Origin of the sequence: Arminella tubonensis, assembly GCF_003240585.1 — a bacterium.
GTDB lineage: Bacteria > Pseudomonadota > Alphaproteobacteria > Rhizobiales > Rhizobiaceae > Rhizobium > Rhizobium tubonense.
The window spans coordinates 78,958-92,325 of sequence record NZ_PCDP01000061.1 but is presented as its reverse complement, the minus strand read 5'-3'; the positions used below and the strand labels follow the sequence as shown (position 1 = coordinate 92,325).

The following is a 13,368-nucleotide window of genomic DNA, read 5'->3' as shown; positions in this document are numbered from 1 at the left end:
ATTATGCCTTTCGGCACGTTCGATCAATGCGGGGAAGCGATCTAAAGCTGGCGGATGATGTCGCGGAGTTGTTCGTTGCGGGCGCCGAGCAGCAGCACGTTGCGGATCGCCACCTGCGGGTCGTGGGTCTGGAACAGCACGCCATTGCCACGGACATTGCGGTTGATCGTCAGCTTGCTGTCTTCCGATTGCGCGTCCGTCTTTACCGCGACGGCAAAATACATCCGGGATGCCCTGCCGTCGATCTCCTCGAAGAAGCTGTCGTTTTCGCCGATCTTCGCAAAGAAGTTGGCGATATAGAAAGCCCAGCTGACCGTCTCGTATTTGGCAAATTGCGTCCGCGAAGCCGTGACGTGGCAATAGCCGAGATGCGGGCTGTCAGCGAGCGTCCGGTGAAAGATCAGCTTCGGAAATTTGATCGAACTGTGGAAGTTGCTCAGCCGACCATGCGTCTGCTCGCCGGCCGCCTGAAGCTTGCGTGCCGTTTTCTCGGCGACTTCATCATAGGAAAGGTAGCGACGCTCGTCCGCCAGCCAATTGGCCGTGCTGTTGCGGATGATGCGGCCCGTCCGCAGGAATTCGCTGTGGACCGCCGCGGGACGCGCAGGCTCGACCGCATTGTTCGGCCTCGCGTCGTAATATCTAAGCTTTGCCATGCGTCGCGCCCTCGGGCCTTGTGATTGTTGGGCGAGAATATGAAACTATGCTTAACCTCCTCTTAAGGCACCCGGTCAAACTGCGGAGGCGTGAAACGACCACCCCCGGAGATTATGTCGCAAACGGGATCGACGACATGCAACGCTTTGCTGCAGCATAGCAAAAGCGCCGTTCTGCACGGCTTTGTGTTCACCTAAATCACTGACGAATATTGACAATGAGCAACGGTCGCCGGCTTATTGCAGTTGCGAGATGGGCTGTCGTCATTTTCGAACTGGATGTCGCATTGTAGCCAAACAGCGGCCCTGCGCGGTGGTTATATGGAGCCGATCTCAAGGTGCCGCCTGCTAGGGGGTGGATAATTGGGAAGCCGGTCAAATTCCGGCGCTGCCCCCGCAACGGTGGTGGAGTTTAAGCATGGCAATAAGACCACTGGGTCGCAAGCCTGGGAAGGTGCCATGTAGTCCCCTTGGGGACGGCTCCAGAGCCCGGAAACCAGCCATTGGGAACATGGTTTTGAACTGGTCGCGGCGGGCGGCCGGAGGCTGCTCGGCATCGGCATTTAGCCGCCACGCCGGCTGTTTCCTTATGCCCCGGACAACGAATTTCGCATGAGGATATGCAGATGGATATTCGCAACAACGTTCTCCGGCAGCTGAAGAACCGCCGCCCGGGTTTCAGCCTGGAACAGCCGTTCTACATCGACCAGGATTACTTCAAGCTCGATATGGAAATGATCTACTATCGCGACTGGCTGTTCATCGGCCATGATTGCGAAGTGCCGCGCGCCGGCAACTACATCACCGTCCAGGTCGGCGAATATCCCGTCGTCATCGTCCGCGGACGCGACCAGGTCATCCGCGCCTTCCACAACAGCTGTCGCCATCGCGGCTCCCGCGTCTGCACGTCGGAGCGCGGATCGTCCGCCAAGCTCGTCTGCCCCTATCACCAGTGGACCTACGAACTCGACGGTTCGCTGCTCTTCGCCCGCCAGATGGCCGAGGATTTCGACAAGACCCAGTTCAACCTGAAGCCGGTCCATTGCGAAAGCGTCGGCGGTTACATCTTCATCTGTCTCGCAAAGACCGCGCCGGATTTCGCAGCCGTCCGCGACATGATCGCGCCATACATGCTGCCGCACCGCATGAGCGAGGCCAAGGTCGCCTTCCAGAGCACCATCATCGAGAAGGGCAACTGGAAGCTGGTCTGGGAAAACAACCGCGAATGCTACCATTGCGCCGCTAACCATCCCGAGCTTTGCCGGACTTTCTCTGAAGCCCCGACGGTCAGCGGCATCCAGGGCGCGATGAACGACCCGGTCATCCAGGCGCATTGGCAGCATTGCGAGGCAGCAGGCCTGCCGAGCAAGTTCCAGCTCTCGGCCGACGGCCAGTACCGCGCCGCCCGCATGCCCCTGATCGAAGGCGCCGAAAGCTACACCATGTCCGGCCAGAATGCCGTCAGGCGTCCGCTATCGGATGACGTTAAAGTCGGGGGCATCGGCACGATGCTGCTGTTCCACTATCCGACCACCTGGAACCACCTGCTGGGAGACCACGCGATCTCGTTCCGCGTACTGCCTCTCAACGCCGAGGAAACCGCTGTCACCACAAAGTGGCTGGTCCACAAGGACGCCGTCGAGGGCGTCGATTACAACCTCGAGGAGCTGACCCACGTCTGGACCGAGACCAACGACCAGGACCGTCGCATCGTCGAGGAAAATGCATTCGGCATCCATTCCCCTGCCTACGAGCCCGGTCCTTATTCGGAACTCCACGAAGGCGGCGTCATGCAGTTCGTCGAATGGTATTCGAACTTCATGGTCAACCGGCTGCAGGGCGAGCAGGGCAAGCTCTCGGCTGTGGCATGAACATGAACATGACGGTCCCTCAGCGCCACCAGCACCTCGACCAGATGCAGCCCTGGAGCGACAGGCAGCATCTGCTTGAATGCCTATCGGTGACACCGGAGGCGCCCGACGTGATGACCTTCACCTTCCGGTCCGACAGGGACAACTGGTTCCGCTATCTGCCGGGCCAGTTCGTCACGCTGGAGCTGCCCGTCGGCCCCGAGCCCGTCATGCGCACCTATACGCTGTCCTCGACGCCATCGCGGCCCTTCTCGGTCGCGGTGACCGTCAAGGCGCAGAAGGACAGCATCGGCACGCGCTGGATGTTCGAGAACCTGAAGCCCGGCATGCGCATCCGCGCCTTCGGCCCGCTCGGCGATTTCACCCATATCCGCCATCCCGGCGAAAAATACCTGTTCATCTCGGCCGGCTCCGGCATCACGCCGATGATGTCGATGACGCGCTACATGAGCGACATCGCGCCGCTCGCCGACATCACCTTCGTCAACTGTTCGCGCGGCCCCTCGGAGATCGTCTTCCGCTCCGAGCTCGAATATCTCGCCCGCTTCATGCCCAATCTCAATCTCGGCTTCATCGTCGAGCAATGCGGGCGCACCGAGCTGTGGTCGGGCCTCAAAGGCCGCATCGACAAGGCCAAGATCGCACTCCTCGCCCACGACTTCCTCGACCGCACGGTGTTCTGCTGCGGCCCCGATATCTTCATGGAGTTCGTCCGCTCGACGCTGGAAGCAAGCGGCTTCGACATGTCGCGCTATCACCAGGAAAGCTTCCGCCCCGCCTCGGCCGAGCTCGTCCCCGAGCCGTCTCCGAACGAGGACGGCGAGGTCGCCACCTCGATCCGCTTCACCATGGCCGGCAAGGACGTCGCCTGCTCTCCAGGCCAGACCGTCCTGCAAGCCGCCCGCAGCGCCGGCGTCCGCATCGGCGCCGCCTGCGAATCCGGCCTCTGCGGCACCTGCAAGGTCATGAAGCTCTCGGGCGACGTCGAAATGAACCACAACGGCGGCATCCTCGACGACGAAATCGACGAAGGCTACATCCTGGCCTGCTGCTCCCGCCCGAAGACGGACGTGCAGATCGAGGCTTGATGCCGGGAGCTTCTCGTCAAAAATCCTGATAATTCAGCGCCGTAATCTCAACCTTCCCCCGCGTCTGCGGCTCCGATTGTGGCGCTGCGGCGATTAGCGACGGCGGCTCCAGCCTTGGTGGCAGCAGGTCGCCCTGCGGCCAGGTCTTGGCAAGCTGCGTCTTGGTCATCGGCGCCAGGTTGACATCGATATCGGTGAGCGTTCCCGGAACGCGGTAGGGGCAACGGCGCAGCGAGCAGTTGTCGGCGGAGGAGAACTGCCACATCGCATAGCCGGTCCAGTTGCCCAATGGGAAAATGCCGTCGACATCGGGCTTGTAGCGGGCATACCAGAGCGGCAGGCGCGACAGGACGGGATAGTCGTTGCCGTGGTCGGCGATATATTTGGCGACGTTATGGTTGGCATAGAGGATCGGATAGCGGCCCGTCCTCTCCTTGATGTGGCCGACGAAGATCTGTGCATCGTCGAGCGATATGAATTGCGTCGGGTCGATGCCGTCTATGTCGAGGATCATCAATTCGTCGGGCTGAGGATCGGCATAGTCGAGGAAGTGGTTGGCCTGGTCGATCGGGTTTCCGGGGCGGCCGAGGTGGTAGGCGCCCCAGAGCAGCCCATTCGCCTTTGCCAGCATCCGGCGGGTGCGGAAAAGCTCGCGGCTGACGGCATATTTGCGCCACATCGTCTTGCAGTGCGCGACGCTGTCGCCCTCGCCGTCGGTGCAGCTGAAGCTTTCAGGCAACCCGTCGGAGGCCTTGGAAACGAAGGCCGCGATGCGCTTGTCCTTGACGAGGAGGTCCCAGTCGATCGTGTTCAGCTCGTAGGCATCGACGATCAGGGCATAGTCGGGATCGTTCCAGGGTTGCCGTTCGCCGGCCGAAACCCTGTTCGCCTGTCCGGTGAGAGCCAGGACGAGCAAGAAACTACAAATCAGCGTGAGAACCTGCCGATATCCCTTCATGGGACGAAAGTAAGGAACCATGGTTAATCCCGCGTTAAGCTTGCGCTCTTTATGAATTAACAGTGAGTTTTCTTAGCCCTCGGACGTCCCCGGAACCTTTGTCAGACCGGAGCGTTATTTTGTAACACAAGATGCCATAGGCAATGGAGACTGAAATGTACAAGTTGAGTACGAGAGTGGCAACTCTCGCCATTTCGGCAGCAGTTGCATTGACGAGTTTCACGCCGTCTTTCGCAATACAAATGCCTGCAACGCCAGCAGCAGTAACGTCTCCAGCAGCTCCTGCGGATGTCCAGCAGGTCCAGTGGCGCCATGGCGGATACTATGGCGGCGGTCCTTATTATCGCCGTGGCGGCTATTATCGCGGTGGCGGCTATTATCGCGGTGGATACTACAACGGCTATCGCGGCTACAACGGCTATCGCTACGGATACCGTCGCTACAATGATGGATACTGGTATCCATTGGCAGCCTTCGGTGCCGGTGCCCTGATCGGCGGCGCGATTGCAAGCCAGCCGCGCTACCATGCGGCTCCATCAAGCGGCATGAATCCGCGCCACTACGAATGGTGTGCAGCTCGCTACCGCTCCTATCGCGGCTACGACAACACCTTCCAGCCTAACAACGGCCCACGCCGTCAGTGCTTGTCGCCCTACTATTGAGGCTGACGCAATCGCGTGAACAAACGCCCGGCTGATGTCGGGCGTTTTTGTTTGCGCCAAGATGTGCCTAAACGATATCCGCGCGCTTCAGCAGCCACCAGGCGATCAGGATCGATGCCGCGATGATTGCGACCGCGTAGCCGGTGCCGCTGCTGCCTGTGGAAAACGGCAGGCTGGACGTGTTCATGCCGAAAAAGCCGGTGACCAGGGTCGGCGGCAGGACGAGCGCCGTCATGATCGACAGGATGTACAAGTGGCGATTGATCTCGGAAGAAAGCTTCGAGTCGATCTCTTCGTGCAGCAGCCGCGCCCTGTCCTGCAGTTCGTAGACATCATGGGAGACCATCTCCAGCCTCCCCATTAGCCGCCCGGCCATCTCGTCAAAGCCGAGCGGCATCTCCTCATCGTCGGAGGCTGCTGCCCGCCGCATCAGCGACAACACCGTGCGAAGATGCCGGTGAACGCCGACGATCGTCCGCCGCACGGGCGCCAGCCGCCGCCGCTCGTCGCGTGGGGCGTTGTCGTAGACATAGTCCTCGATCAGGTTCAGCTCCTCGGTCATCTCGATGACCAGCGAGATCAGCGTCCGCTGGAATTCGATGACCAGAGCCTCGAAGACGTCGAGCGGGCGGAGCAGCTTTGCGGCATTCTTCTCGATCGCCATCCGGGCCCGCTCGACGCTGCGCAGCGGCTGCAGCCGGCTGGTAATGATGAAGCGGTCCGAAATCGCGAAATGCAGCCAGCCGAGATCATGCGTGTCCTGATCGAATTCGCGCTGGAAATCGACCAGCGTGCCGAAGACCATCTGGTCGTCGACGACAACGGCGGCATGGGTCTCGTGCGTGGTCAGCGCCGAGCGGGCGTCGTCGTTAAGCCCCTTGAGCTCTTCCAGAAATGCGCCGACACGGGCATCCACCAGATTGAGATGCAGCCACAGGAAACCATCCTGCGAAAGCAGGGCCGCACGATCAGTGGTCTCGGGCAGGCGCTCCGGGGCGGTTGACCCCGGACGGAAGCGATAGGCCCAAACGAAGCCCGGGATTGTCGGGTTGGATAACTGGTGCATGAACCCATCGCGCATCGTAAAGATCCTGCCTTAGTCGTTGTTGATGACAGTTTTGTTGCACTTGCCCTTTGGATCTTACCGCCCGCGTCGAATGACGGCATCATGCGGTCACCGCTCCGGAAATGCGCTTCGAAAATTGACGTTTACGTCAAAATCAATTAGCCATTGTAGGGAATGAGAGCGACGGGTCGGACGGTCGAGCGTTGTGGAGGCGGGAGCATGTACAAGGCACCGGTGGAGGAGATCATATTCACGCTGGGCCACGTCGCCGGCATGAATGAGGCGATGGCAGGCGGGCTGCTGGGCGACCTTGACGCAGACATGGTCGAGGCGATCCTCTCGGAAGCTGGCCGCTTTGCTGGCAACGAGATCGCACCCCTGGCCGATGTCGGCGATACCGAAGGCGCACGGTGGGTCGACGGCGAGGTGAGGCTGCCCGAGGGCTGGCCGCAGCTCTATCGTGACTGGGCAGCCGGAGGCTGGAATGGCCTGACCGCAAGCGAGGAATTCGGCGGGCAGGGGCTGCCGCACATGCTGAACGTCGCGACGCTGGAGATGTGGAATTCCGGCTCGATGGCCTTCGCGCTGGCGCCGACGCTGACGATGGGTGCGATCGAGGCGCTTTCCGTGCATGGCAGCGACGATCTCAAGCATCGCTACCTCGCCCGGATGATATCGGGCGAATGGACCGGCACCATGAACCTGACGGAACCGCATGCGGGCTCCGATGTCGGCGCACTGAAATCCCGCGCCGAGCGCCGCGACGACGGCAGCTACCGCATCTTCGGCCAGAAGATCTTCATCACCTGGGGCGAACACGACGCGAGCGCCAACATCATCCATCTCGTGCTGGCGCGCCTACCGGATGCACCGGCAGGCACGCGCGGCATATCGCTGTTTCTCGTGCCGAAATTCCTGGTCGGGGCAGACGGTTCGCTCGGGGAGCGCAACGATCTGTTCTGCCACTCGCTGGAGCACAAGCTCGGTATCCACGGCTCGCCGACCTGCACGATGATCTATGGCGACGGACGCTTCGGCGCGGAGAAGGGCGCTGTCGGCTGGCTGATCGGCGAGGAGAACAAGGGCCTCGCCTGCATGTTCACGATGATGAACAATGCGCGCCTCGCCGTCGGCATGCAGGGCGTCGCCATCTGCGAGGCCGCAACCCAGAAGGCCGTCGAATTCGCGCGCGAGCGCACGCAGGGCAGGGCGCCCGGAACGACTGCGTCCGGCATGAGCCCGATCATCGAGCACCCGGATGTCGCCCGCATGCTGCTGACGATGAAGGCTCTGACCCAGGGCTCGCGCGCGATCGCCTACGCCTGCGCCCACGCGATCGACATGTCCAAGCGGACGACCGGGGCGGATGCCAAGCATTGGCAGGACCGTGCCGCCCTGTTGACGCCGATCGCAAAATCCTTCGCCACCGATTGCGGCGTCGACGTCGCCTCGCTGGGTATCCAGGTGCATGGCGGCATGGGCTTCATCGAGGAGACGGGAGCTGCCCGCCTGCTGCGTGACGCAAGGATTGCCCCGATCTACGAAGGCACCAACGGCATCCAGGCGATCGACCTCGTCACCCGCAAACTGCCGCTTGCCGAGGGCGATCACGTCAGAGGGTTCCTCGGTGAATTGAAGGCCGTGGCCGAAGACATAAGCCGGTCGGGCATAGACGGTTTCGGCGAAACGGCGAAACGCCTCAAGGCTGCAATCGCAGATCTTGAAGCGGGGACGGATTGGTTGCTTGCCGAGCAAGCGACGGGCCGGCTATCCCAGGCGCTAGCCGGCGCCACGCCCTATCAGCGATTGTTCGGCCTCGTGCTGACGGGCGCTTATCTTGCCAAGGGCGGGCTTGCCGACGTCGCCGATGGCGCTCGGGAAAAGCGCGTGACCTTGTGCCGGTTCGCGGCAGAGAACATGCTGGCCGAAACCGTGGCGCTGAGGGATTATGTGACCAATGGTGCTGCAAGCCTCGAGGCGGCGAGGATCGCCCTCTTCTGAAGGATAGAACGATGACCGACCACATCCTGATCGAACATCCAGACGCCATGCCGCATGTGCAGGTCATTCGTTTCAACAGGCCGGAGAAGAAGAACGCCATCACCCGCGCCATGTATATCCGCCTGACCGAGGCCCTGCGGATAGCGGACGAAAACCCGGCTATCCGCGTCAATGTTTTTCTCGGCACCGAAGGCTGCTTTTCCGCGGGCAACGACATGGCCGACTTCATGGCCTTTGCCATCGGCGGCGCCATGGGGACCGAAGTCCTGGATTTCCTCAACGCGCTGGCAGCCGCCCGCAAACCGCTGGTGTCGGGTGTCGACGGATTGGCCATCGGTATCGGCACGACCATCCATATGCACTGCGACCTGACGATAGCCTCCGATCGCACGGTGTTCCGGACGCCCTTCGTCGACCTTGCGCTTGTCCCCGAAGCTGCATCGAGCCTGATCGCCCCGCGTGTGATGGGCTATCAGCGCGCCTTTGCGCTCCTTGCCGCTGGCGAGCCCCTCTCGGCGGCAGAAGCAAGGGAAAGCGGCTTGATCTGGCGGGTGACGACACCGGAAGCGCTCGAGGAAGAGACACTGGCCGCGGCCGCCAGGCTCGCGGCAAAACCGCCGGAGGCATTGAAGATCGCCCGCGACCTGCTTCGCGGCTCAAGTCACGATATTCTCTCGCGCATCCACGAGGAGGCCGGCCATTTCGAAGCGCAATTGCGCAGCGCCGAAGCGCGCGCCGCCTTCGAGGCGTTCATGAAACGAAAGTGACGCAAAAGTCATACTATTTTCGATAGTCATGCTTAAGTTTAATCTAAATTATAGATTTCGATGACATGTTCCGCGGAGGCCGCATGATGTCGCCGCTGCTTTGTCACCCCGTAAATCGGCCGTGTGCCAGGCGCTGATCCCCCTGTTTCGCAATATGACGATCGCCGGTTTGCGCCGGGTGAAGACGACTGTCTCGTTTTGCTGTTAGGACCGCAGAATGTTCAATTTCAAGATCAGAACCCTCCTTCCGCTGCTTTTTGTCTCGTTTCTAGGCATCGTCCTGATACAGGGCATCATTGCCGCCAGCTCGCTTTCGAGCCTGGATCAGAACATCAGCCTCATCGGCAGGAACAACATTCCGCGCACTGAAAAGCTCAATAATATCCTGTCGGCCGTGAACGACGTGCGTCGCAGCTACGCGGATTACCTTCTGGCAACGACCAAGACCGATTATCACAATGCAGAGCAGACGCTGAAAATCCGCCGGGCGCGCATGGACGTCGCGCTCAAGGATTTCACGCCGGTCGCGACGACCGATTACATGCGCAGCAATTTCGCTCGGCTGCAGAAGACGCTCACTGACGACGGTGCGCTTGCCGACAAGATCATCGGCCTGTCCCTGCAGAACAAGAAGGGCGACGCGGGCGCGCTATACCGCGGCGAGATGTCGATGTCCTACAACAACATCCGTACCCTTATCGACGGCATGATTGCCAAGGACCACCAGACCACCGACGAACACCTCGGTCAGGCGAGCGCTGACTATAGCTTCAGCATTAGCGCCATCGCCGGCGCCCTGATCGTGGCCTTGATCGCCGCCGCCGGTGCTGCCGTGATTGCGTTGAAGCGCATCTCGCGGCCGATCTCGACGATCACCGCCCGCATGAAGCTGCTGGCAAACGGCGAGCTCGAACAGCAGATCCCCTTTGCCGAGCGCCACGACGAAATCGGCGAGATGGCGGCCGCCGTCTCGGTGTTCCGCCAGAACGCCATCGATCGCGTAGCGCTGGAACGCCAGGCCGTCGAGACGAGGACCGAGGCCGAACAGGAACGCGCCGGCCGCGAGGCTGACAAGGCGCACGACGATGCCGAAATCCGGGCCGCAGTCGAAGCACTTGCCGGTGCGCTCGACGCGCTGTCCGAAGGTGATCTCGGCCACCGCATCGAGCAACCCTTTGCCGGCCACCTCGACCGGCTGCGCTCGGACTACAATTCGGCCATCGCCAAGCTCGACGCGGCGCTCCAGGCCGTCGGCAACAATGCCCATGCAATCGACGCCGGTGCCGACGAAATCCGCAACGCGGCGGATGGTCTTGCAAGGCGCACGGAACAGCAGGCCGCCTCCGTCGAGGAAACCGCAGCAGCGCTGGAACAGATCACCACCACGGTCAAGGATACCGCGCATCGCGCCGAAGAGGCGGGAGCGCTCGTCACCCGGACCCGTGCCGGAGCAGAGCATTCCGGCGAGGTCGTCCGCAAGGCCGTCGGTGCCATGACCGAGATCCAGCAGTCATCTGAAAAGATATCCGACATCATCGGCGTGATCGACGAGATCGCCTTCCAGACCAACCTCCTGGCGCTGAACGCCGGCGTCGAGGCGGCCCGTGCCGGCGAGGCGGGCAAGGGTTTTGCAGTGGTGGCACAGGAAGTCCGCGAACTTGCCCAGCGTTCCGCCAAGGCCGCCAAGGAGATCGAAGCCTTGATCTCAGCGTCGAACAGCCAGGTTCGCAATGGCGTCGCGTTAGTTGGCGATACCGGCAAGGCACTGGACGCGATTGTGGCGCAGGTTCAGGAAATCAGCACCCATGTCGGCGCAATCGTCACGGCCACCCGCGAACAGTCGACCGGTCTCCACGAGATCAACAAGGCCGTCAACGCCATGGACCAGGGCACCCAGCAGAACGCCGCCATGGTCGAGGAACAGACGGCCGCCAGCCACGGTCTGGCCGGCGAAGCGGAAAAGCTGATGCAATTGCTCGCACAGTTCAACATCGCCTCGAATCGTCAGGCGGCGCCGGTGTCCCGCGGCCGTCGCGCGGCTTAATGGACTGAATTGTATAAAGAAATGAAGATGCCCGCGTTCGCCGCGGGCATTTTTGTATCCGGATGGCTATTTCTCGAGCGCCACGACGACTTCGACATGCGAGGTCCAGAGGAACTGGTCAATTGGCGTCACCCGGGTAATGCGATAGCCGCCTTCGACGAGGATGGCGAGGTCCCGCGCCAGCGACAGCGGGTTGCAGGAAACCGCGACGATCTTCTTCACAGCGGAGCGCGCGAGTTCCTTGCTCTGGAATTCGGCCCCGGCCCTCGGCGGGTCGAAGACGACCGCATCGAAATGCTTCAGCTCCAACGTCATCAGCGGCCGGCGGAACAGGTCGCGCCTCTCGACGGTGACGGGTTTCAGGCCCTGAGAATTACGAGCAGCGCTATCGAGTGAGGCCAGCGCTTTTTCATCAGCCTCCACGGCGGTGACGCGGCCGATGCGTGCAAGCCGCAGCGAGAACGTGCCTGTGCCGGCGAAGAGGTCCGCAATGCGCTTGGCCTTGCCGACATGCGAAACCACCAGCTCGGCCATCGCATCCTCGGCGGGCTTGGTCGCCTGGGTGAACGCACCGGGCGATGGCGAAACCTGGATGCCACCGAAGTCGATCAGTGGCTTGTACGGCTCGACGAGAACCTCGCCGTTGAAGGACACTCGGGCGATGCTTCGAAGGCTGAGCACAGTATCGATCACGGCTCGACGCTGCTTGTCGGAAATGGTCTTGATGCCCTCGACCGCCAGATCGAGACCGGCAAGCGTTTCGAGAACGCTGATGCGGAAACCTTCGGCATTGATGGCGACGGCCTTGGCAACGGCCCTGATCGCCGGCAGCCGGGCGACGATCGCCGCCGACGAGATGGGACATTCCTCGATGGCGACGATGTGGTGGCTTTCGGCCTGGCTGAAGCCGATCAGCATGTCCTTCTCGGTGCGTCGCGCCGAGAATACGACACGGCGGCGCTCGCCTGGATGTGCGGCGAAAAGTTCGTCGACCTCAGGTGTCAGCCCCTTGGATTTCAGCGCGTCGATCACCAGCTGCCGCTTGAAGGCGCGGTAGGGCAGGTCGGCATAGTGCTGCAGCGTGCAGCCGCCGCAGGTGCCGTTGACGCCATCAGGGCCGAAGTGCCGACAGGCCGGTTCCTGGCGATCCGGCGAAGGCGTACCGATCGACATCAGGGTGCCTTCGCTTTTGACGCGAGCGATCGAAACCGTCTCGCCGGGCAGTGCGAATGGAACATAAACCGGACCGTCCGCATCATAGGCGATGCCGTCGCCCTGGCCGCCGAGTTTGCTGATCGTAACCGTTTCCGCGCTCATGGCTTTCGCCCGCCAAGAAGATATTCCTGATTTCCATCGCCGCCGACGATCGGCGAGGGGATGAGTCCGAGGCTCGTCCAACCCATGTCCTCGACCAGCCAGCGCTCCAGCTCGGCCGCAACATCAGGGGCAGTTTCGGGATCCTTCAGCAGCCCCGCTTTGCTGATCGCCTCGCGACCGGCTTCGAACTGCGGCTTGACGAGAAGTACCGCAATGGCCTCCGGCTCGGCAATTTCAAGCGCCGGCACGAGGGCCAGCTTCAGCGAGATGAATGACACGTCGGAAACGATGAAAGTGATCTCGCGGTTATTGATATCGTCAGCCGTGAGATAGCGGGCGTTCAGCCCTTCGATATTGGTGACCCGCTCATCGCCGGAAACACGCGGATGGATCTGCCCGTGGCCGACGTCGATAGCGGTGACATGCGCGGCGCCCCGCTGCAACAACACCTCGGTAAACCCGCCGGCGGAAGCGCCGACGTCGAGACAGTCATGGCCTGCAGGATCGAGCTTGAAGTGATCGAGCGCTGCGACCAGCTTCAATGCTGCGCGCGAGACATAGTCCTGCGCCGGGTCGTCGATCGTGACCTCTGCGTTGTCCCAGAATACGAGGCTGGGCTTGATGACGACCTTGCCGTCGACCTTGACGGTGCCGCGCTGAATGGCATCGCGCGCCCGTGATCGGCTGGCGACGAGGCCAAGCGATAGGACAAGCTGGTCGAGACGTTGTTGTGTTGGCTCTTGGGACATGGCCTGTCCATGACCGCCAATGCAGGGAGTTGCAAGCTTTTTATGGCGTGGAGGGGGATGAAAGGGGTTTCAAGCGGGAAAGGGCGGGCGGAGGAAGAAATTTGGAAGATGAAGAAAAACCCCCTCTGGCCTGTCGGCCATCTCCCCCACAAGGGGGGAGAGCACCAGCCACGAGCCTCGCTTCAAGTT

The 13,368-nt window shown here is 61.7% G+C and carries 11 protein-coding genes and 1 riboswitch; of the genes, 6 read left to right on the top strand and 5 right to left on the bottom strand.

Features of this window, described 5'->3' with window-relative positions; all coding sequences use genetic code 11:
- Positions 1-41 precede the first annotated feature (41 nt).
- Positions 42-656 carry a DUF6656 family protein gene (locus tag CPY51_RS27145; protein WP_111163334.1) on the bottom strand — a complete coding sequence of 205 codons (615 nt, stop codon included), beginning with the start codon at positions 654-656 and terminating at the stop codon, positions 42-44.
- A gap of 319 nt (positions 657-975) precedes the next feature.
- Positions 976-1,175: riboswitch (cobalamin riboswitch) on the top strand.
- A 107-nt stretch (positions 1,176-1,282) separates the two neighbouring features.
- Here CPY51_RS27145 and CPY51_RS27140 point away from each other — a divergent pair.
- Both CPY51_RS27140 and CPY51_RS27135 read left to right on the top strand, forming a co-directional pair.
- Positions 1,283-2,527 carry an aromatic ring-hydroxylating oxygenase subunit alpha gene (locus tag CPY51_RS27140; protein ID WP_111163333.1) on the top strand — a complete coding sequence of 415 codons (1,245 nt, stop codon included), beginning with the start codon at positions 1,283-1,285 and terminating at the stop codon, positions 2,525-2,527.
- 2 nt (positions 2,528-2,529) lie between these two features.
- The gene (locus CPY51_RS27135; RefSeq protein ID WP_111163363.1) at positions 2,530-3,615 is read left to right on the top strand and encodes an FAD-binding oxidoreductase; all 1,086 of its coding nucleotides are present in this window, start codon (positions 2,530-2,532) and stop codon (positions 3,613-3,615) included.
- 16 nt (positions 3,616-3,631) lie between these two features.
- Here CPY51_RS27135 and CPY51_RS27130 read toward each other — a convergent pair whose 3' ends face one another.
- Positions 3,632-4,594: a glycoside hydrolase family 25 protein gene (locus CPY51_RS27130; protein ID WP_338049447.1), complete on the bottom strand. Its 963-nt coding sequence runs from the start codon at positions 4,592-4,594 to the stop codon at positions 3,632-3,634.
- Between the two features lie 134 nt (positions 4,595-4,728).
- Between CPY51_RS27130 and CPY51_RS27125 the strand changes: the two genes are divergently transcribed.
- Positions 4,729-5,235: a BA14K family protein gene (locus tag CPY51_RS27125; RefSeq protein WP_111163331.1), complete on the top strand. Its 507-nt coding sequence runs from the start codon at positions 4,729-4,731 to the stop codon at positions 5,233-5,235.
- A gap of 67 nt (positions 5,236-5,302) precedes the next feature.
- Here CPY51_RS27125 and CPY51_RS27120 read toward each other — a convergent pair whose 3' ends face one another.
- Complete coding sequence (locus CPY51_RS27120) at positions 5,303-6,316, bottom strand: CorA family divalent cation transporter (protein WP_420820743.1); 1,014 nt, start codon at positions 6,314-6,316, stop codon at positions 5,303-5,305.
- 204 nt (positions 6,317-6,520) lie between these two features.
- On the opposite strand from CPY51_RS27120, the gene CPY51_RS27115 reads away from it, so the two are divergent.
- The 3 genes from CPY51_RS27115 (at position 6,521) to CPY51_RS27105 (ending at position 11,113) form a co-directional block, all read left to right on the top strand.
- A complete protein-coding gene (locus CPY51_RS27115) occupies positions 6,521-8,302 on the top strand; it encodes an acyl-CoA dehydrogenase family protein (protein ID WP_111163330.1) in 1,782 nt (593 codons plus the stop codon).
- Between the two features lie 11 nt (positions 8,303-8,313).
- A complete protein-coding gene (locus CPY51_RS27110) occupies positions 8,314-9,069 on the top strand; it encodes a crotonase/enoyl-CoA hydratase family protein (RefSeq protein ID WP_111163329.1) in 756 nt (251 codons plus the stop codon).
- A gap of 217 nt (positions 9,070-9,286) precedes the next feature.
- Positions 9,287-11,113 carry a methyl-accepting chemotaxis protein gene (locus CPY51_RS27105; protein WP_111163328.1) on the top strand — a complete coding sequence of 609 codons (1,827 nt, stop codon included), beginning with the start codon at positions 9,287-9,289 and terminating at the stop codon, positions 11,111-11,113.
- A 66-nt stretch (positions 11,114-11,179) separates the two neighbouring features.
- Here the strand turns inward: CPY51_RS27105 and CPY51_RS27100 are convergent, their stop codons facing one another.
- Positions 11,180-12,430: a class I SAM-dependent RNA methyltransferase gene (locus CPY51_RS27100; protein ID WP_111163327.1), complete on the bottom strand. Its 1,251-nt coding sequence runs from the start codon at positions 12,428-12,430 to the stop codon at positions 11,180-11,182.
- A complete protein-coding gene (locus CPY51_RS27095) occupies positions 12,427-13,179 on the bottom strand; it encodes a TlyA family RNA methyltransferase (RefSeq protein ID WP_111163326.1) in 753 nt (250 codons plus the stop codon). The genes CPY51_RS27100 and CPY51_RS27095 overlap by 4 nt, the downstream gene beginning before the upstream one ends.
- Positions 13,180-13,368 lie beyond the last annotated feature (189 nt).

Coding starts and splice junctions, on each gene's coding strand:
- CPY51_RS27145 (WP_111163334.1), bottom strand. CDS start 656: ATGGCAAAGCTTAGATATTACGACGCGAGGCCGAACAATGCGGTCGAG.
- CPY51_RS27140 (WP_111163333.1), top strand. CDS start 1,283: ATGGATATTCGCAACAACGTTCTCCGGCAGCTGAAGAACCGCCGCCCG.
- CPY51_RS27135 (WP_111163363.1), top strand. CDS start 2,530: ATGAACATGACGGTCCCTCAGCGCCACCAGCACCTCGACCAGATGCAG.
- CPY51_RS27130 (WP_338049447.1), bottom strand. CDS start 4,594: ATGGTTCCTTACTTTCGTCCCATGAAGGGATATCGGCAGGTTCTCACG.
- CPY51_RS27125 (WP_111163331.1), top strand. CDS start 4,729: ATGTACAAGTTGAGTACGAGAGTGGCAACTCTCGCCATTTCGGCAGCA.
- CPY51_RS27120 (WP_420820743.1), bottom strand. CDS start 6,316: ATGCGCGATGGGTTCATGCACCAGTTATCCAACCCGACAATCCCGGGC.
- CPY51_RS27115 (WP_111163330.1), top strand. CDS start 6,521: ATGTACAAGGCACCGGTGGAGGAGATCATATTCACGCTGGGCCACGTC.
- CPY51_RS27110 (WP_111163329.1), top strand. CDS start 8,314: ATGACCGACCACATCCTGATCGAACATCCAGACGCCATGCCGCATGTG.
- CPY51_RS27105 (WP_111163328.1), top strand. CDS start 9,287: ATGTTCAATTTCAAGATCAGAACCCTCCTTCCGCTGCTTTTTGTCTCG.
- CPY51_RS27100 (WP_111163327.1), bottom strand. CDS start 12,430: ATGAGCGCGGAAACGGTTACGATCAGCAAACTCGGCGGCCAGGGCGAC.
- CPY51_RS27095 (WP_111163326.1), bottom strand. CDS start 13,179: ATGTCCCAAGAGCCAACACAACAACGTCTCGACCAGCTTGTCCTATCG.